The sequence below is a fragment of the Rhizobium sp. FG96 genome (assembly GCF_057808655.1).
In genome coordinates, this window is the sequence record NZ_JBMDIL010000002.1 from 504,725 (window position 1) to 523,112 (window position 18,388).

Annotated in this window: 17 protein-coding genes; 13 read left to right on the forward strand and 4 right to left on the reverse strand. The window is 63.0% G+C overall.

Features of this window, described 5'->3' with window-relative positions:
- The first annotated feature begins 61 nt into the window (after positions 1–61).
- The 4 genes from ACODR6_RS05730 (at position 62) to ACODR6_RS05745 (ending at position 4,587) form a co-directional block, all read left to right on the forward strand.
- Complete coding sequence (locus tag ACODR6_RS05730) at positions 62–1,690, forward strand: cisplatin damage response ATP-dependent DNA ligase (RefSeq protein WP_489021393.1); 1,629 nt, start codon at positions 62–64, stop codon at positions 1,688–1,690.
- Positions 1,691–1,797: 107 nt separating this feature from the next.
- Positions 1,798–2,718, forward strand: coding sequence for an alpha/beta hydrolase family protein (locus tag ACODR6_RS05735; protein WP_130278808.1), 921 nt, complete (start codon positions 1,798–1,800; stop codon positions 2,716–2,718).
- A 90-nt stretch (positions 2,719–2,808) separates the two neighbouring features.
- Positions 2,809–3,690 (forward strand): L,D-transpeptidase, encoded by an 882-nt coding sequence (locus ACODR6_RS05740; protein WP_489021395.1) that lies wholly within the window; start codon positions 2,809–2,811, stop codon positions 3,688–3,690.
- Between the two features lie 180 nt (positions 3,691–3,870).
- Entirely contained in the window at positions 3,871–4,587 is a 717-nt protein-coding gene (locus ACODR6_RS05745) for a L,D-transpeptidase (RefSeq protein ID WP_112719234.1), read from the forward strand.
- A 63-nt stretch (positions 4,588–4,650) separates the two neighbouring features.
- Here ACODR6_RS05745 and uxuA read toward each other — a convergent pair whose 3' ends face one another.
- Entirely contained in the window at positions 4,651–5,838 is a 1,188-nt protein-coding gene (uxuA, locus tag ACODR6_RS05750; RefSeq protein WP_489021397.1) for a mannonate dehydratase, read from the reverse strand.
- A 51-nt stretch (positions 5,839–5,889) separates the two neighbouring features.
- Entirely contained in the window at positions 5,890–6,612 is a 723-nt protein-coding gene (locus ACODR6_RS05755; RefSeq protein ID WP_112715051.1) for a GntR family transcriptional regulator, read from the reverse strand.
- 211 nt (positions 6,613–6,823) lie between these two features.
- Between ACODR6_RS05755 and ACODR6_RS05760 the strand changes: the two genes are divergently transcribed.
- The 4 genes from ACODR6_RS05760 to ACODR6_RS05775 are packed head-to-tail and all read left to right on the forward strand — an operon-like array spanning position 6,824 to position 10,883.
- Positions 6,824–7,999, forward strand: a complete 1,176-nt coding sequence (locus ACODR6_RS05760) for an extracellular solute-binding protein (protein WP_112715053.1) — start codon at positions 6,824–6,826, stop codon at positions 7,997–7,999.
- A gap of 53 nt (positions 8,000–8,052) precedes the next feature.
- A complete protein-coding gene (locus tag ACODR6_RS05765; RefSeq protein ID WP_489021400.1) occupies positions 8,053–9,159 on the forward strand; it encodes an ABC transporter ATP-binding protein in 1,107 nt (368 codons plus the stop codon).
- A complete protein-coding gene (locus ACODR6_RS05770; protein WP_203430410.1) occupies positions 9,156–10,037 on the forward strand; it encodes an ABC transporter permease in 882 nt (293 codons plus the stop codon). Before ACODR6_RS05765 ends, ACODR6_RS05770 begins: the two co-directional genes overlap by 4 nt.
- Before the next feature lie 3 nt (positions 10,038–10,040).
- Positions 10,041–10,883: an ABC transporter permease gene (locus tag ACODR6_RS05775; protein ID WP_489021403.1), complete on the forward strand. Its 843-nt coding sequence runs from the start codon at positions 10,041–10,043 to the stop codon at positions 10,881–10,883.
- On the opposite strand, the gene ACODR6_RS05780 is transcribed toward ACODR6_RS05775, so the two are convergent.
- Positions 10,880–12,241 (reverse strand): APC family permease, encoded by a 1,362-nt coding sequence (locus ACODR6_RS05780; protein ID WP_489021405.1) that lies wholly within the window; start codon positions 12,239–12,241, stop codon positions 10,880–10,882. The two genes, ACODR6_RS05775 and ACODR6_RS05780, sit on opposite strands and share 4 nt — an antisense overlap.
- 100 nt (positions 12,242–12,341) lie before the next feature.
- Positions 12,342–13,055: a GntR family transcriptional regulator gene (locus ACODR6_RS05785; RefSeq protein WP_489021407.1), complete on the reverse strand. Its 714-nt coding sequence runs from the start codon at positions 13,053–13,055 to the stop codon at positions 12,342–12,344.
- 268 nt (positions 13,056–13,323) lie between these two features.
- Here ACODR6_RS05785 and ACODR6_RS05790 point away from each other — a divergent pair, with 268 nt between their 5' ends.
- The 5 genes from ACODR6_RS05790 (at position 13,324) to ACODR6_RS05810 (ending at position 18,363) form a co-directional block, all read left to right on the forward strand.
- Complete coding sequence (locus ACODR6_RS05790) at positions 13,324–14,406, forward strand: ABC transporter ATP-binding protein (RefSeq protein WP_489021543.1); 1,083 nt, start codon at positions 13,324–13,326, stop codon at positions 14,404–14,406.
- A 29-nt stretch (positions 14,407–14,435) separates the two neighbouring features.
- Positions 14,436–15,734 carry an ABC transporter substrate-binding protein gene (locus tag ACODR6_RS05795; protein WP_489021409.1) on the forward strand — a complete coding sequence of 433 codons (1,299 nt, stop codon included), beginning with the start codon at positions 14,436–14,438 and terminating at the stop codon, positions 15,732–15,734.
- Positions 15,735–15,889: 155 nt separating this feature from the next.
- Complete coding sequence (locus tag ACODR6_RS05800; RefSeq protein WP_203430415.1) at positions 15,890–16,804, forward strand: ABC transporter permease; 915 nt, start codon at positions 15,890–15,892, stop codon at positions 16,802–16,804.
- Position 16,805: 1 nt separating this feature from the next.
- The gene (locus ACODR6_RS05805; protein ID WP_489021412.1) at positions 16,806–17,627 is read left to right on the forward strand and encodes an ABC transporter permease; all 822 of its coding nucleotides are present in this window, start codon (positions 16,806–16,808) and stop codon (positions 17,625–17,627) included.
- A 1-nt stretch (position 17,628) separates the two neighbouring features.
- Entirely contained in the window at positions 17,629–18,363 is a 735-nt protein-coding gene (locus ACODR6_RS05810) for an aspartate/glutamate racemase family protein (protein WP_489021414.1), read from the forward strand.
- Positions 18,364–18,388: the final 25 nt, after the last annotated feature.

Below are 18,388 nucleotides of genomic sequence, written 5' to 3' on the forward strand. Positions count from 1 at the left end.
GGGGAGATGTCCGGCAGGACAGAGGGGGGTACCCCACCCAGAGTTGCGGCGGCCCCCACCCATGAAACCCTTCGCCGACCTCCTCGACCGTCTCGTCCTCACCCCCTCGCGAAACGGCAAGCTCAAGCTCCTCACCGACTATTTCCGCGACACGCCGGACCCGGATCGCGGTTATGGCCTTGCCGCCATCGCCGGCACGCTCGAGGTCCGCAACGTCAAGCCCGCCATGCTGCGCGAACTGGTGCTGGAGCGCATGGACGAGGTGCTGTTCCGCTATTCCTACGATTATGTCGGCGATCTCGCCGAGACCATTTCGCTGGTCTGGGACAACGAGAAGGACATCGAGCGCTCCGCCCTCGCGCAGCCGCGCCTCGGCGAAGTCGTCACCCGCATGAATGCCCTCGGGCGCACCGAAGTCCGCAGCTATGTCCGCGATCTCCTCGACCGGCTCGATGCCTCCGGCCGCTTCGCCTTCATCAAGCTCGCCACCGGGGCGCTGCGCATCGGCGTCTCGGCGCGCCTCGCCAAGCAGGCGCTCGCCGATCTCGGGGCGAAGGATGTCACCGAGATCGAGACCCTCTGGCACGGTCTCGAACCGCCCTACGAATCGCTGTTCGCATGGCTGGAAGGCAAGGGCGGCAAGCCGGTTCTGGCGACGCCGGCGATCTTCCACTCCGTCATGCTCGCCAATCCCGTCGAGGAGGGCGACCTCACCAATCTAGACCCAAAGGACTATGCCGCCGAGTGGAAATGGGATGGCATCCGCGTCCAGCTCTCGCGCTCCGGCGACACCCGAAAAATCTACTCCCGCTCCGGCGACGACATCTCCGGCGCCTTCCCCGATGTCCTCGATGCCATCAGCTTCAACGGCGTCGTCGACGGCGAGCTGCTGGTCGGCGGCACGGCGCGCTCCAACAGCCCGACCCGCACCTTCTCCGATCTGCAGCAGCGCCTGAACCGCAAGACGGTGACCGGCAAGATGCTCGAGGAATACCCCGCCTTCATCCGCGCCTACGACCTGCTCTTCGACGGTGAGGAGGATGTGCGTGGCACTGTCTACACCGAGCGCCGCGACCGCCTCTCGGAGATCATCGAACAGGCGCCGCACGACCGCTTCGACCTCTCGCCGCTCGTCGATTTCTCCACCTGGGAGGAGCTCGACGGGCTGCGCTCCACGCCCCCCGATCCGGTCATCGAAGGCGTGATGATCAAGCGGAAAGACAGCGTCTACCAGGCGGGCCGCATGAAGGGGCCGTGGTTCAAGTGGAAGCGTAACCCCTATAATGTCGATGCCGTGCTGATGTATGCGCAGCGCGGCCACGGCAAGCGCTCCAGCTATTATTCCGATTTCACCTTCGGCGTCTGGGCCGAGATGCCGGATGGAGAACAGCTGGTGCCCGTCGGCAAGGCCTATTTCGGCTTCACCGATGAGGAGCTCGAAGTGCTCGACAAGTTCGTGCGCAACAACACGACCGAGCGTTTCGGCCCGGTCCGCGCCGTGCGCGCCGACAAGGAGTTCGGCTTCGTCGTCGAGGTCGCCTTCGAGGGAATCAACCGCTCGACCCGGCACAAATCCGGGGTGGCGATGCGCTTCCCGCGCATCTCGCGTCTCAGGCCCGACAAGCCGAGCTACGAGGCCGACCGGCTGGAAACGCTGGTCGCCATGATCGACGCCAGGGCGGCGGAATGACGCGCCTGCGCAAAATGCCGCAGGGTCACATTTTCAACACAATGTGTATTGGTTGTCATTGCATTTGCAGGCACATTTTAGCGGCCGGGTACATAGAGTGCTGAACAATGACCGATGACCAGAATGCCTTCTTCCGTCAGCGCCGCTCGGTTCTTGCGGGCATTGCCGGAAGCCTGCTGCTGCCGGGCATGGCCCGCGCTTTCGACGTTCCCGCAAAGCCCAAGCTGATCTCCCACGATTACGCCAAGGTCCGCAGCCATTTCCGTACCAAGCTGCTGCAGAAAGGCCCGGCGCCGGACAAGTACGAAACCCTCGTGGCACCCGCCGATGGCGACCAGATCTTCTACCGCTCGGGGGCGGGGAGCGAGCTGGAACTGCGCGCCTGGGTCAGCAAATATACCCGCACCCGCCAACCCAAACCCGCCGTCCTCTTCCTGCATGGCGGCAATGCCATGGGCATGGGCCATTGGGTGCTGATGAAGCCCTATATGGATGCCGGTTTCGTGGTGATGATGCCGTCGCTGCGCGGCGAAAACGGCCAGATGGGCAATTTCTCCGGCTTCTACGACGAAGTCGACGACGTGCTCTCCGCCGCCGACCGCATGGCGCACCTGCCTGGTGTCGACCAGAATCGCCTGTTCATCGCCGGCCACAGCATCGGCGGCACGCTGACCATGCTGGCGGCGATGTCGACCCACAAGTTCCGCGCCGCAGCCCCGATCTCCGGCAATCCGGACGCATTCCGCTTCTTCAACCGCTACCCGCAGGATATCCGCTTCGACGACAGCAACGAGCGGGAATTCGAGGTCCGTACCGCGCTCTGCTACGCCGAAAGCTTCAAATGCCCGGTCCGAGTCGTCCACGGCACCGAAGAGGAGCATTTCAACGACCGCGCCGACCTGCTCGCGCGCCGCGCCCGCCGCGCCAACATTCGCATCGAAACCGATACGGTCGCCGGCAACCACACCTCGGCACTCCCCGCCGAGATCGCCCAGAGCATCCACTTCTTCCAGGGCGTGGCGGCGTAAAAACCGCCCCCGACACCAGCTTCACGCCAGCCGCAAATGCCATCCTTCCGGCAGATATGTTTCTCTGCCGATTTCGATAAGGGTGGATCTATGAATTTCTTGCGCCGGGTGCTGCCTCTTGCCGGGCTTGCTGTTGCTGCCTTGTCTCTTGCCGGCTGCAACGTGCTGATCCCCGATACCGGCGCCACCGATCCCGCCCGTTTCGTGCAGGAGACTGCGCCGGTCTTCTATCAGCCGGGCACCAATCCCAATCGCGTGCGCCCGATCGATGCGCCCGTACCGCAGAGACCCGGCGTTCCGGCGACGATCTACAATCAGAGCTACGGCATTCCCGGCCGGACCTTGGGCGCCACCGACCCGGGCGTCACCTACGGCATCCCGAGTGCAGCATCCAGCCGGACCTATGGCCTGCCGGTCAGCAATCCCGTCAGTGTCGCCATGTATGCCGAAAAGCAGGATGGCGATTTCCGGCTGCCGGCCATTCCCGTCAGCCGCGTCAGTTCCGAGTACCTGCGCCAGGAAGTCGATTATCCGAGCAACGAAAAGCCTGGCACGATCGTTGTGGATACCCGGACCAAACACCTCTATCTCATCGAGCCCAATGGCAAGGCGATGCGCTACGGCGTCGGTCTCGGCCGCGAGGGCTATGCCTGGTCGGGCCGTGGCGTGATCCAGTGGAAGCAGAAATGGCCGCGCTGGACGCCGCCCGACGAAATGGTCCAGCGCCAGCCCGACGTGCGCTCCTTCTCCGCCGAGAACGGCGGCATGAATCCTGGCCTCGGCAATCCGCTCGGCGCCCGCGCCATGTATATTTTCCATGACGGCAAGGACACGCTCTACCGCATCCACGGCACGCCCGAATGGCAGTCGATCGGCAAGGCGACCTCGTCCGGCTGTGTACGCATGCTGAACCAGGATGTCGTCGATCTCTACGACCGGGTTTCCGCCAAGGCTGAGATCGTGGTGATGTAGCAGCGCAACAGCGCCACCGATATCGTGCGCTCACTGCTGGACAAGACTTCGTGAAGCTATGGTTTATTTAGCTGGGGCCGATAGATTTCAAAGAGACGTTCATTGCGTCGAATGAATCAAACGGGGACCGGCCTGCCGTTACGGGCCGGTTCCGCGTCAGAAGGAAGTCCCTCCCAGGCCATGAGCTTCGAAAAACCTCTTTCCCGCCGCAGCTTTCTGTCTTTCTCGGCATTGACCGCGGCCTCCGCGCTCGCCGGCTGCGCTTCCACATCCAGTGCCCCGGGCGTCCAGCCCGTAGCCTTCCGCGTTCCGCGGCTCTTCCAGACGACGCCGGCCCCCACCGATGCCGAACTGGAAGTCATGTATGGCCCGATCGAAGACGGCGGCTTCCTGATCCCCGCCGTTCCCTACCAGCAGATCGATCCGCGCTTCTATCGCCAGCAGGTCATCGACCCCACCGGCCAGGCGCCGGGGACGATCGTCGTCGATACGCCTTCGCGCTTCCTTTATCTCGTCCAGCCGGGCGGCACGGCGATGCGCTACGGCGTCGGCATCGGCCGCGAAGGCTTTGCCTGGTCCGGCAATGGCGTGATCCAGTGGAAGCAGAAATGGCCGCGCTGGAAGCCACCGAATGAGATGGTCGCCCGCCAGCCGGAGCTCACCAAATACTCGATCGCCAATGGCGGCATGGAGCCGGGCCTGAAAAACCCCCTGGGCGCACGCGCGCTCTACATCTTCTCCAACGGCGAAGACACGCTCTACCGCCTGCACGGCAATCCGGAATGGCGCTCGATCGGCAAGGCCGTCTCGTCCGGCTGCGTCCGCCTGCTGAACCAGGACATCATCGACCTCTACGACCGCGTACCGCAGAAGACCCCGATCGTCGTCTGGCAGTAAGCCTGCCGCAAATAAGCAATAGCGAATAAGTGAAGGCGGCATCCGGAATGCCGCCTTTTCTGTTTAGGACGGGATTGAGCCGAGGGCGTAGAGAATGCCCCTGAGCTCTGCGAGACCGCGCATGCGGCCGATTGCCGGATAGCCCGGTGTCACCGTCTTGTTGAGGTCGTCAAGCATGCGGTGGCCGTGGTCGGAGCGGAAGACGATCTGGTCGTTGGCGCTGCGCTTGTTGTCCTCGGCGACGAGTTCCTTGAGCACGGCGACCATGTCGACATCGCCCTCGAGATGGGCGCTCTCGTGGAAGGAGCGGCCGTCGCCTTCGCGCTTGGTGGCGCGCAGATGTGCGAAATAGATGCGCGAGGCGAAGCGGCGGGCGATTTCCGGCATGTCGTTTTCGGCGCGCACGCCGAGGCTGCCGGTGCAGTAGCACATGCCGTTTGCGGGTGAGGGCACCGCGTCGAAGAGGGCGGCGTAGTCCTCGGCGCTTGAGGCGATGCGCGGCAGGCCGAAGAGCGAGCGCGGCGGATCATCGGGATGCAGCGTCAGCTTGACGCCGCGGGCTTCGGCGGCCGGCGTCACCGCCTGCAGGAACTCGATCAAGTGCTGGCGCAGCTTCGGGGCATCGATGCCGGCATATGCAGACAGGACCTCGCGGAAACCGGGGATCGTCAGCGGCTCGGTGGTCGAGCCCGGCAGGGCCGAGGTGATGATGCGGGTAATCTCGGCGACCTCCTCTTCGCTCATCTCGTCGAAGACTTCGCGGGCGCGCTTCTGGTCCTCTTCGGAATAATCGTTGCCGGCGCTCTGGCGCTGCAGCACGAAGAGATCGAAGGCGGCGAAGCGCTCGTGATCGAAGCGCATCGCGGTCGCGCCCGTCGGGGTGATGTAGTCGAGTTCCGTGCGCGTCCAGTCGACAACAGGCATGAAATTGTAGCAGATGATCGGGATATCGCAGGCTGCGACTGCTTCCATGCTGGCGATCCAGGCTTCGATTTCGGCCTTGGCCTTGCCGCCCTTGCGCTTGACCGCATCGGGGATCGGGATGCTCTCGACCACCGACCAGATGAGCGGCGAGCGCCCGGCTGGTGTGGTCTCGATCATCGACTTGCGCTCGGCGACTTCCTTTTCGGTCCAGGCCCGGCCGATCGGCACCTGATGCAGCGAGGAGACGATATTCGTCGCGCCGGTCTGGCGTACCTCGTCCAGTGTCACCGGGGCTTCAGGCCCAAACCATCTCCATCCTTGCCGCATCGGTTTCCTCCTCGTCTGTCTTCTGTTTCTTGTTTCGCTGTTCTGCCGGGATCAGCAGAAATAATCGGGATAGCGGGTGCGCAGCTCCGCCACGTCAGGGATGACGGCGCTGAGGTGATGCAGCATCGCCTCGCGGGCGGCCTCCACGTCATGACCGGCAATCGCGTCGCGGATCACGATATGCTCGCGCACCACATTGTCCATGCGCCCGAGCGCCGGCAACGTCAGGCGGCGGGCGCGGTCGATCTGCACCTTTACCGTCTTCAGGATCGTCCAGATGCCGGGGTAACCGGCAATCCGGGTGATCGCCTCATGGAAGGCCTCGTCTTCCTCGTGGAAACCCGAGGTGTCGCCGAGCGAGGCCAGCGATTTCTGCCGGCTGATGATCATGTCGAGCCGCTGGATATCGGCTGGTGTCGCGCCTCGGGTTGCAGCCTCGACGGTTGTCGTCTCCAGCGCCTTGCGCACCACAACCGCTTCAGGGATGGCGGAAACCGGCACGCGGGAAACGACGGTCGCCGATTGGGGGTAGATATCGACGAGGCCGCCTTCGGCGAGCCGCAGCAGGGCTTCTCGCACCGGGGTGCGGCTGACGCCGAATTCCTCGGCGATCTTCTTCTCCTGCAGCGGCATTCCCGGCGGCATGCGCAGCGAGACGATATCCGCATAGAGCTGGTTGAAAATGGCATCGGCAGTCGTCACGCGGCGCAGCTTCGCCGGTCTTTCCGTCATAGGCGGAAAGTCGATCGCTTCGGAACCGGATGCCTGCCGCATGCTATTTCCTGCACGTTGACTCTGTTGTGCATACTAGTATATCAATCCTCATCCATTGCCAAGGCTTGCCGAAGAGGAGCGGTCGCTTTGCAAGGCTTTCAACCGCTTTTCGGTGGTTGAGCCGGCGCTTTGATCTCGCCTGGCAGATCACGGGAGAGCTGGCTGTCCGGGTTCATTCGCCGACAGCTGCACAAGAGGAGGAGAGACCGTCATGAACATCACACGCAGAACATTCGTCAGCACCGCGGCGGGCGTTGCCGTCGCCGGCATGCTGCCGAACCGGCTTTTCGCGCAGGCAAAGAAGCCTGCCAGCCCGGTGACCATCACCATCGCCGACGTTGCCGGTAACCTGGCGCTGACCCAGGGCATGTTCGAAGCCTATGCTGCCGAGAAGGCCGATTGGGTATCGAGCTTTGCCTTCACCAAGGCGCCGGCACCGGAACTGCCGGGCAAGATCAAGGCGCAGCAGGCCGCAGGCAAGGTCGATATCGATCTGGTGCTGACCGGCACCGACGCGCTGTCTGCCGGTGTCGACCAGGGCCTCTGGATCGATCTCGGCGCCCACAAGTCTGAACTGCCGAACCTCGAAAGCATCCTGCAGCCGCAGGCCTTCAAGATGCAGGGCCTCGCCAAGGATCAGGGCGTCGTCGTCACCTATTATCCGTCCGGCCCGCTGATCGAATACATGCCGGACAAGGTCGCGACCCCGCCGAAGACGGCGCAGGAACTGCTCGACTGGACAAAGCAGAACAAGAACAAGTTCCTCTATGCCCGTCCGGCCAATTCCGGCCCCGGCCGCACGCTGCTCATGGGCCTTCCCTATCTGCTCGGCGACAGCGATCCGCGCGATCCGGCAAAGGGCTGGTCGAAGACCTGGGAATATCTGGCCGCTCTCGGCGAGAATATCGAATATTACCCGACCGGCACCGCCGTCGTCTTCAAGGAGCTCGGCGAAGGCACGCGCGACATCGTCGCGACGACCACCGGCTGGGATATCAACCCGCGTGCGCTCGGCATCGTTCCGGCCGAGGCCAAGGTGCAGAAGCTCGATGGCTTCCACTGGGTCACCGATGCCCATTACGCTGTCATTCCGAAGGGCGTTTCCGACGAGAAGGTCGCGGTGCTGATGGATGTCCTGAACTACATCCTGCAGCCGAAGCAGCAGGCGATCGCCTATGACGCCGGCTATTTCTATCCGGGTCCGGCCGTCAAGGACGTGACGATCGACATGGCGCCGCAGGAAAGTCAGGACGTGATCAAGGAATTCGGCCGTCCCGAATATGCCGACTGGATCGCCAACAACCCGCTGGAAACGCCGCTCGAGCCGAAGCAGCTCGTCGAAGCCTTCCGCATCTGGGACGAAAAGATCGGCGCCAAGAAGGGCTGATCTCAAAAACGGCGTCGGCCAGCTGAGCCGGCGCCCCTCATTGCTTTTGACATATGGAGCTTGGATTGAACGCGCCAGTCCAGAACGCTGCGCCGTCTTCGCGCAACAATGCCCGCCTCGAACTCGACGGCATCCGCCGCTCGTTCGGCGCCTATAACGCGCTCGACGGTATCGATCTCGCTATCGAGCCCGGTGAGTTCATCGCGCTGCTCGGCCCGTCCGGCTGCGGCAAGTCGACGGCACTGAACTGTATTGCCGGACTGCTCGGCCTCTCGGGCGGCGAAATCCGTCTCGGCGGCAACCGCATCGATCAGCTGGAGCCTGAAAAGCGCGGCTTCGGCATGGTGTTTCAGAGCTACGCCCTCTTCCCGCATATGAGCGTGCGCAAGAATGTCGGCTTCGGCCTTGCGATGCAGGGCATCAAGGGACCGGAGGCGGACAAGCGGATCAATGACGCGCTGGCGCTGGTGCGGCTGGAAAGCCAGGCGGAAAAACTGCCTGGTCAGCTCTCCGGCGGCCAGCAGCAGCGCGTGGCGATTGCGCGTGCCGTCGTCATCCGCCCGCCGATCGTCCTCATGGACGAGCCGCTGTCGAACCTCGATGCCAAGCTGCGTCTGGAGATGCGCGCCGAAATCCGCGGCATCCACGACCAGATCGGCTCGACCACGATTTACGTCACCCACGACCAGGACGAGGCGCTGTCGCTTGCCGACCGCATCGTCGTCATGAGCCAGGGCCATATCGAGCAGATCGGCACGCCGCAGGATCTCTATCAGCGCCCGGTCAATCTGAATGTCGCAGACTTCATGGGCTTCCGAACCCGCATTCCCGGCAAGGTCGTTTCGCTCTCCGGTGACGAAGCAACGATCGAGGCTGCCGGTGCGCGGTTGACGGGCACGATGCGCACGCCGCTGCAGGTCGGCGACAGTGCCGTCCTCTCTGTTCGCCCGGAAGATCTGGTCGCGACGGGCGCCGCAGATGGCATCCCGGCGACGGTTGCGAGCATGGAATATCGCGGCCGCGCCTTTTTCGGCATGGCCAAGGCCAAGGACGGATCCGACCTCTATTTCCGCGCCGATGACCCGCTGGCGCGCGGCGCCGAGACGCGGCTGCAGCCGGTCGCCGGACGGGCGCTGCTCTTCAAGGGAACTCCCGCATGAGCGGGCCGTCGCTCCGCACCCGGCTTGCCGCCCGCGGCCTCGACGGCACGACCTTGCTGGTCCTGCCGGGCCTGATCTTCATGATCGCGCTGTTCGTCTATCCCTTCCTCTACGGCGTCGTGGATTCGCTGACGCCGAAGGATGGCGGGGCGTGGTATGCGAATTACGTCAAGTTCTTCAGCGATCCGTTCCAGTACAACACCATCGGCGCGACCATGTGGCTGGCGCTGCCTGTCACCATCGTCAACCTGGCGCTCGCCGTGCCGATTGCGTTTCGTGTCCGCCTCATGCGGCGCCAGCGGTTGCTGACGACCATCCTTGTGCTGCCGATCACGCTCGGTACCGTCTTCGTCGCTGATGGTCTCCTGACGTTCCTCGGTCCGCGCGGCTGGTTCAATCACACGCTGCTGGCGCTCGGCATCTTCAGCGATCCCGTCAAGCTCACCAACAATTACTGGGGCGTCTTCGCCTCGCTGCTGATCACCGGCTTTCCCTTCGCCTTCCTGCTGACGCTCTCCTATATCACCGGCATCGATCCGGCGATCGAGCAGGCAGCGGCGACGCTCGGCGCCAGCCCGCGCCAGCGCTTCTTCCGGGTCTTCCTGCCGCTTCTGGTGCCGGGGCTGGCAGTGACCTTCTGCCTCGCCTTCGTACAGGCCTTCGCGGTCTTTCCATCCGCGGTGCTGCTCGGCGCGCCAGCGGGGCCGACGCGCGTTATCTCGATCGCGGCCTATCAGGCGGCCTTCGAGCAATATGATCATTCGCTGGGTTCGGCGATCGCGCTCATCATGGGAGCCGTCGAACTCGTCGTCGTGGTGGCGATCCTCGGCTGCCGTTCCTTCTTCTATCGCGGCCCTGCCGGCGGCACGAAAGGCTGAGCCATGATCCGTGATCAGGGACTGACATCGAAAATCTGGCGCTTTGCCGTCTGGGCCGTTGCCGCGCTCTTCATCCTCAACCTGCTTGCCGTCATCACCGTCGTCATCATCAATTCCTTCTCGACGCGCTGGCTCGGCACCTGGCTGCCGGCCGGCTGGACGATGCGCTGGTATTTCAGCGCCTGGAAGGAGTTCCAGCTGTCGAGCGTTGTGCTCGTCACCTTCGAGATCGTGTTCACCGTGACGCTGATCTCGGGGATCCTCGGCGTGATGACTGCTTACGCGCTGGCGCGGCGGGATTTTGCGGGCAAGAAGCTGATCGTGCTGCTTTTCCTGCTGCCGCTCCTCATTCCGCCACTGACTTACGGCATTCCGCTTGCCACCGTGCTCTATCAGCTTGGTCTCGGCGGTACGTTCTGGGGCGTGGTGCTGATCAATCTCGTGCCGTCCTTCCCCTTCGTCGTGCTGGTCATGATTCCGTTCATCGAGCAGATCGATCCGCGTATCGAGGCGGCGGCCCGCGTCTTCGGGGCGGGAACGACGAGCCTCTTTATCCGCATCCTGCTGCCGCTACTTCTGCCCGGCATGCTGGCCGCACTGCTGCTCGTGCTGGTGCGCACCATCGCCATGTTCGAGCTGACCTTCCTGATCGCCGGGCCGACGACGCAAACGCTTGTCGTCTCGCTCTATTACGCGGTCTTCGCCTCGGGTGTGCGCGCCGCGCAGTCGATCGATGCCATGGCGGTGATCTATATGATCACGACGCTCTTCTGGCTCATCATCGCGCTGCAGTTCGTCAACCCGACGCAGATCGTTGCCCGCGCCAAGCAGCAGTCTTCGCACTAGGCGCTTTGGTTCGCGCTTCGCATGAAGCCGATTGTCGCGAACCAGAGGACGACGCCGATGCCGATCAGGACAGCAGCGATGGCATACTGAACGGGGTCGCGCCCGGTCCACGGGCCGACGAGGAACAGGCAGGTCGCGGCCCCGAGGATCGGCACTATGGTCGGCGTGCGGAAATGCGGGTGATCGACCTTGTCCTTCCGCAGCACGAGGACGGCGATGTTGACGACGGCGAAAACGCCGAGCAGGAGCAGCGCCGTCGTGCCGCCGAGCGCGGGTACGCCACCGGCAAACAGGATCAGCCCGACGGCAAGCAGCGAGGTGAAGCCGATCGCTATGTAGGGCGTCTTGCGGCCGGCATGCACCTTGCCGAGCACTTCGGGCAGCACCTGCTCGCGGCTCATGCCGTAGATCAGCCGGCTCGCCATCATCATGTTGATCAGCGCCGAATTGGCGACCGCAAACATGGTGATGATGCCGAAGATGCCGATCGGGAAATTCGGTGCTCCCGCCTGCACGACCTTCAGGAGCGGCGTCTCGCCTTCGCCGAGTTCCGCGGCCGGCACCAGCGTGATCGCCGAAATGGCGACCAGCACATAGATGACGCCGGTGATGAAGAGGCCACCCAATAGCACCTTAGGAAAGATCCGGCTTGGCTGCTTGCACTCCTCGGCCATGTTGACCGAATCCTCGAAGCCGACCATCGCAAAGAAGGCGAGCGTCGTTGCCGCGATCACCGACCAGAACACGCCGTGCTCGCTGCTCGGCTGGAAGGTCCAGGCGCGCGACACATCGCCTTCGCCGCCCGCGATCGCCCAGAAGCCGATGCCGATGATGATCAGCAGTCCCGTCAGTTCGACGACGGTCAGGAGCACGTTAAGCTTCACGCTCTCGCCGACCCCGCGGAAATTGACGGCGGCGACCAGGGCGATGAAGGCAACGGCGATGAAGGTCACGCCGTAATCGCCGAAATCGAAACCGAAGGCTTCCGAGAAATTGGCGGCGAAAGCGCGCGATGCCGTCGAGGCCGAGGTGATGCCCGAGGACATGACGGCAAAGGCGATCAGGAAAGTCAGGAAGTGGATGCCGAAAGCCTTGTGGGTATAGAGCGCAGCTCCCGCCGCACGCGGATATTTGGTGACCAGCTCGAGATAGCTGAGCGCCGTCAGCAGCGCGACGACGAAGGCGATCAGGAAGGGCAGCCAGACGACGCCGCCGACTTCGGCCGCGACCTGTCCGGTCAGCGCGTAGATGCCGGTGCCGAGGATGTCGCCGACGATGAACAGGAGCAGCAGTCCCGGCCCCATCACCCGCTTCAGCTCCGGCTGCTCCGGCAAGGTTTCCAACGGCACACCGCTCATCAACGCCTCCTTGAATGTCAGCCGCTCAGGCTCCCTTTTTGGAACTAGAGCGGGAATTCTGGAAGAAAAGCAGAGATTTGCCCGTCAGGCGTGCCGCGTCTCAGATCGAGAAGGCTTCCTTGAGGCCGAAGCCTTTGCGCTCGCGAAGGTCGAGATCGGCCTCGATATGGGAGATGTGATGCACCATCAGGTGGCAGGCGCGGTCGAGATCGTTGGTCTCGATGGCGGTGACGATATCGCCATGTTCGGAATGGCCGCAGCTCGAAACGGCGGACTGGCCGTAGAGGGCAATGACCAGCGAGGAGCGGGCGACGAGCTCCTCCATGAAGCGCAGCATGATGGCATTGCCGGAGATCGTTGCCAGCGTCAGATGAAAGTCACCGGATGCCTTGATTTCGGCGCGCCGTGCTGTCTGCCCGCGTTCGCCGATCAGCCGGCCCTCCTCCTGCAATAGCTGCTTCAGATGCTGGATCTGCGACGGCGTGATCCTGGTGGCCGCCTCGCGCAGGATGCCGGGTTCTACGAGCCGCCTCGCGGCAAAGATCTGGCGTGCTTCATCCGGGGAGGGGTAGGCGACGAAGGCGCCGCGGTTCTTCTCGACATTGACCAGCCCTTCATAGGAGAGTGCCTGGAGGGCGGCGCGTGCCAGTGTGCGGCTGACGCTGAAGAGGTTGCCGACATCGGCTTCCGAAAGCTTCGTGCCCGGCGCAAGCCGCCGCTCGACGATTGCTTCGCGGATGGCGTCGCGGATCTGCTGCGTGCTGCTATCGGCTGAATCGTCCGCCTGCGAAAGCGCGGTGGCTGATGGGGTCATGGAAAAGGCACCTGATTGCAACCGTGATGATAGCCAGCTTCGGGTCAAAAGTTAAACAAATTTTGCGCGCAAAATGACGCTCAAATTGTATACGATCCTTTGCGTAAATTGCAGACGAAAGCCTATTTCCTGTGCAGAATTTTCGCCGCCTCTAAATTGGGCTTTTGCCGGTCTGGCACCGATTCCCATTGAATTCTAGGGCTTTGACGCAGTGCAATAGAAACTGGCACGGCAGATGCATTGTCTTACTCGAACAGGGGAAGACATGATGTCGAAAGCGGCAGAGATCGATATTGCATCCGTTTCCAAGGTCTATGGCTCCACGACAGCGGTGCATGCCATCAGCCTCAAGATCCCGGCAGGGTCATACTGCTGCTTCCTGGGCCCGTCGGGCTGCGGCAAGACCTCGACACTGCGGATGATCGCCGGTCACGAGACCATTTCTTCGGGCGACGTGCGTCTCGGCAACACTGTCGTTACCGACTTTCCGCCGGCCAAGCGCGGCACGGCGATGATGTTCCAGTCCTATGCGCTCTTCCCGCATCTCGACCTCGTCGACAATGTCGCCTTCTCCTTGAAGATGAAGGGCGTCGAGAAGGAAGAGCGCCGCGCCAAGGCGCTCGAGATGCTGAAGCTGATGCAAATGGACGTCTATGCATCCCGCCGTCCGGCGCAGCTTTCCGGCGGTCAGCAGCAACGCGTGGCGCTGGCGCGCGCGTTGATCACCGATCCGGAAGCACTGCTGCTCGACGAGCCGCTGTCGGCGCTTGATCCGTTCCTGAAGATCCGCATGCGCGCCGAGCTCAAGAAGCTGCAGAAGTCGCTCGGCATCACCTTCGTGCATGTGACGCACAGCCAGGAAGAGGCGATGGCGCTCGCCGATCTGATCGTCATCATGAACGATGGCAAGATCGAGCAGGCGGCTTCGCCGCGCCAGGTCTTCGAGCGCCCGGCGACCGCTTTCGTCGCCCGTTTCATGGGCGATCACAACGTGCTCTCCGGCCGCGTCGTTTCGGTCAAGGACGACATGCTCGTGCTGGAAGCGCCGGAGGGGCAGACCTTCTCGGTGCGTGGCGGCGGCAGGCTCGCGGGCGAAGCTGTCGATATCGGCATCCGCACCGATCGCGTCCGCCTCGAGGCGGCAAGCGACAAGACGCTCGGCTTCGGCGGCGTCGTTTCCAACATCGAATATCGCGGCGCGACGGTGAAGCTCACCGTCATCGGCGCGGGCAGCGACGACTTCACGGTCATCGCGAGCGACGGCGATTACTTCGCCAAACCCGTATCGGTCGGCGATGCGGTGTCTCTGAGTTGGGCCCTGGAGGACGCGGTCCTCCTCGGCCGTGCATGAACCTCACCACCATAAGAAGGGGAACTGACATGACGACTGAAAAGACGACCACCAAGCCGGCGACGGGGATTTCCCGCCGCTCGCTGCTCAAGACCGGCGCTGCCGCAATCGGTGCTGCTGCCGGCTCCGGCCTGATCACTGGCTTCCCGACGATCTGGGCGCAGTCCAACATCACGCTGCGCCAGTTCGGTACCGGCGTTTCGAACATCAATGCGATCGCCGAACAGTGCAAGAAGGATCTCGGCATCACGCTCGAAATGACGGCGACCGATTCCGACGCGGCTGCCCAGCGCGCCGTCACCCAGCCTGACAGCTACGACATCGCCGACATCGAATACTGGATCCTGAAGAAGGTCTATCCGACCGGCGTCATCCAGCCGATGGACGTCAAGAAGCTGAAATATTACGACAAGGTCGTTCCGCTCTTCAAGAACGGCAAGCTGAAGGCCGACAGCGTCATCGCCCAGGGCACCGCGCCGCACACCGTCGGCTATGTCGAGAGCGCCGATGCCAAGACCTTCGCCAAGGGCGAGACCGAACTCTTCACCATGATGCCGACCATCTACAATGCCGATACGCTCGGCATCCGTCCCGATCTCGTCGGCCGCGATATCACCAGCTGGGCCGATATCATGGATCCGAAGTTCAAGGGCAAGACCTCGATCCTCAACATCCCGTCGATCGGCATCATGGATGCCGCGATGATCATGGAATCGCTCGGCAACATTAAATATGCCGACAAGGGCAACATGACCAAGGAAGAGATCGACAAGACGATCGAATTCCTGATCAAGGCCAAGGGCGACGGCCAGTTCCGCGCCTTCTGGAAGAGCTTCGACGAGTCGGTCAACCTGATGGCCTCGGGCGAAGTCATCATCCAGTCCATGTGGTCGCCGGCCGTTGCCGCCGTCCGCTCCAAGGGCATCGCCTGCAAATATCAGCCGCTCAAGGAAGGCTACCGCTCGTGGGGCGGCGGCCTCGGCCTCGCCTCGCACCTCAAGGGCGCAGAGCTCGATGCGGCCTATGAATATATCAACTGGTACACGTCCGGCTGGGTCGGTGGCTATCTCAACCGCCAGGGCTACTACTCGGCCTGCATGGACACCGCCAAGAACTTCATGACGGCCGACGAGTGGGGCTACTGGATCGAAGGCAAGGCGGCGCAGGGCGATATCCTGTCTCCGGAAGGCAAGGTCATGGAAAAGGCCGGCGCAGTCCGCGACGGCGGCTCCTTCGAAGAGCGCATGGGCCATGTCGCCTGCTGGAACTCCGTCATGGACGAGGACCGCTACATGGTCCGCCGCTGGAACGAGTTCATCGCGGCTTGAGGTGATTGCGGCTTTCCCCTCCCTAACCCTCCCCACAAGGGGAGGGAGTTAGCAGAGGCCGCGACAGAACTTCTCCCTCCCCCTTGTGGGGAGGGCTGGGGAGGGGTCTTTGGATCCCTCTCGCTCTCCGTTTCAAAAGTCCGAGAGGATGGCAGATGGCAACGATCGCTTCCGCACAGCCGGCTGAAAAACTCGACCGCGTCCGACGCCGCCGCGCCCGTCTGCCGTCGGTGGCGATTTCCTATCTGCAGGCGCTGCCGCTCTTCGTCATTCTCGGCGCCTTCTTCCTGTTGCCGATCGCAATGATCGCCGTCGTCAGTTTCTGGGACTACGATTTCGCCGGTCTCTATCCGGCCTTCCTGACCATGAACTACACCGATACGCTCGGTTCGTGGGTCACCTGGAAGACCTATCTCAACACGCTGAAATTCACCGTCATCGTCTGGGGGCTGACGCTGGCCATCGGCTTCTGGGTCGCCTATTTCCTGGCCTTCCATATCCGCAAGACCTCGACGCAGATGATCCTGTTCCTCGTCTGCACCGTCCCCTTCATGACCTCGAACATCATCCGCATGATTTCCTGGATCCCGGTGCTCGGCCGCAACGGCCTCATCAATCAGGCGCTGGTCTCCGCAGGCATCGTGCCGCAGCCCATCGAGTGGCTGCTCTATTCCGATTTCGCCGTGGTGCTCGCCATGGTCCATCTCTACACGCTGTTCATGGTGACGCCGATCTTCAACACGCTGATGCGCATCGACCGCTCGCTGTTCGAGGCGGCGCGCGATGCTGGCGCCAGCGGCTGGCAGGTGCTGTGGAATGTCGTGCTGCCGCTCGCAAAGCCCGGCATGGCGATCGGTTCGATCTTCGTCGTTACACTCGTCATGGCCGACTTTTCGACCGTTCAGGTCATGTCCGGCGGGCAGAGCGCCTCTGTGGCGCTGATGATGAAGAACCAGATGTCGCTGCTGCAATATCCGGCCGCCGCCGCCAATGCCGTCGTCCTTCTCGCCGTTGTGCTCCTGATGGTCGCCGCCATCCTGCGCGTCGTCGATATCCGCAAGGAGCTTTGAGATGAACCGCGAAACGCGCAGCCTTGAATTCTATGTGCTCGCCCTGTTCTTCGTCGTCTTCGTGCTGTTCCTCTACGGCCCGCTCTCGGCGATCCTGATCCTCTCTTTCCAGGGGCCGGATGGCGGCCTGACCTTCCCGCTGAATGGCGTCTCGGTACACTGGTTCTTCAATCTCTTCGAGAAGCAGGCGGTCGGCGATTTCGGCGCCTCCTTCACTCGCTCTTTCACGCTCGGCCTGATGGTCATGGTGGTGACGGTCGTGGTCTCGCTGCTCGCCGGTCTCGCTTTCCGCCGGAAGTTCCGGGGATCCACCGCGCTCTTCTATGCAACGGTTGCGAGCCTCGTCGTGCCCTCGATCATCATCTCGCTCGGCATCGGCGTCGTCTTCCAGCAGAGCGGCCTGAAGCCCGCCTGGTATTCTTCGGCTTTCGGCGCCCATCTCACCTGGACGCTGCCCTTCGGCGTGCTGATCATGTTTGCCGTGTTCAACCGCTTTTCGCCGGCTTACGAAGAGGCAGCGCGCGATCTCGGCGCCAGCTCCTGGCAGACCTTCCGCCATGTGGTTCTGCCGATGATCCTGCCGAGCCTGATCGGCGTCGGCCTGTTCGGCTTCACGCTTTCCTATGATGAGTTTGCCCGGACGCTGATGACGTCAGGCAGCTACAACACGCTGCCGCTGGAAATCTACGGCATGACCACCAACGTCACGACGCCGGTGCTCTATGCGCTTGGCACGGTCACGACGGTCTTCTCCTTCACCATCATCCTCGGCACGCTCGGCATCATGACAATGCTCGGCCGCCGTCAGGCAAAGATCAAATAAGATGCACATATTGCTGGTTAATCCGAATACCACGGCCTCGATGACCGAAAAGGCTGCGGTTGCCGCCCGCGTGGTCGCCGCATCCGGAACAGAGATCATCGCGGCCACCTCCCGCATGGGGCCGGTGTCAATCGAAGGGCATTATGACGGCGCGCTGGCTATCCCCGGCCTGCTGGCAGAGTTGAAGGAGCGGCAGACGGACGGCTACGATGCGGCCATCATCGCCTGTTTCGACGATACCGGCCTCGAGGCAGCACGCAGCTTCTGCGATGTGCCCGTGCTCGGCCTCTGCGAATCCGCCGTGGCGACCGCCGGGTTTCTGGCGCAGCGCTTCACAGTGGTAACGACGCTGGAGCGCTCGCGCGTGCTGATCGACAATCTCGTGCGCCGCTACGGCATGGGCAACCGGGCCAAGGTTCGCGCCTCGGATATCCCGGTTCTCGAGCTGGAGAACGAAGCCTCTGGCGCGATCGGCAAGCTGCGCGCTGAAATCGAGCGCGCACTTGCCGAAGATGGCGCCGAGGCCATCGTCCTCGGCTGCGCCGGCATGACCGATCTCGCCCGGGAACTCCAGGCGCATTACGGTGTGCCCGTCGTCGATGGCGTCGCGGCCGCCGTAAAGCAGGCGGAAGCGCTGGTTTCACTCGGTCTTTCGACGAGCAAGCGCGGCTCCTACGCCTCGCCGCTGGCGAAGCCCTTCACCGGCGCGATGAGCCAGTTCGCTCCAGCCGGATGATGCCGGCCGCGTCACCTTGACGCCT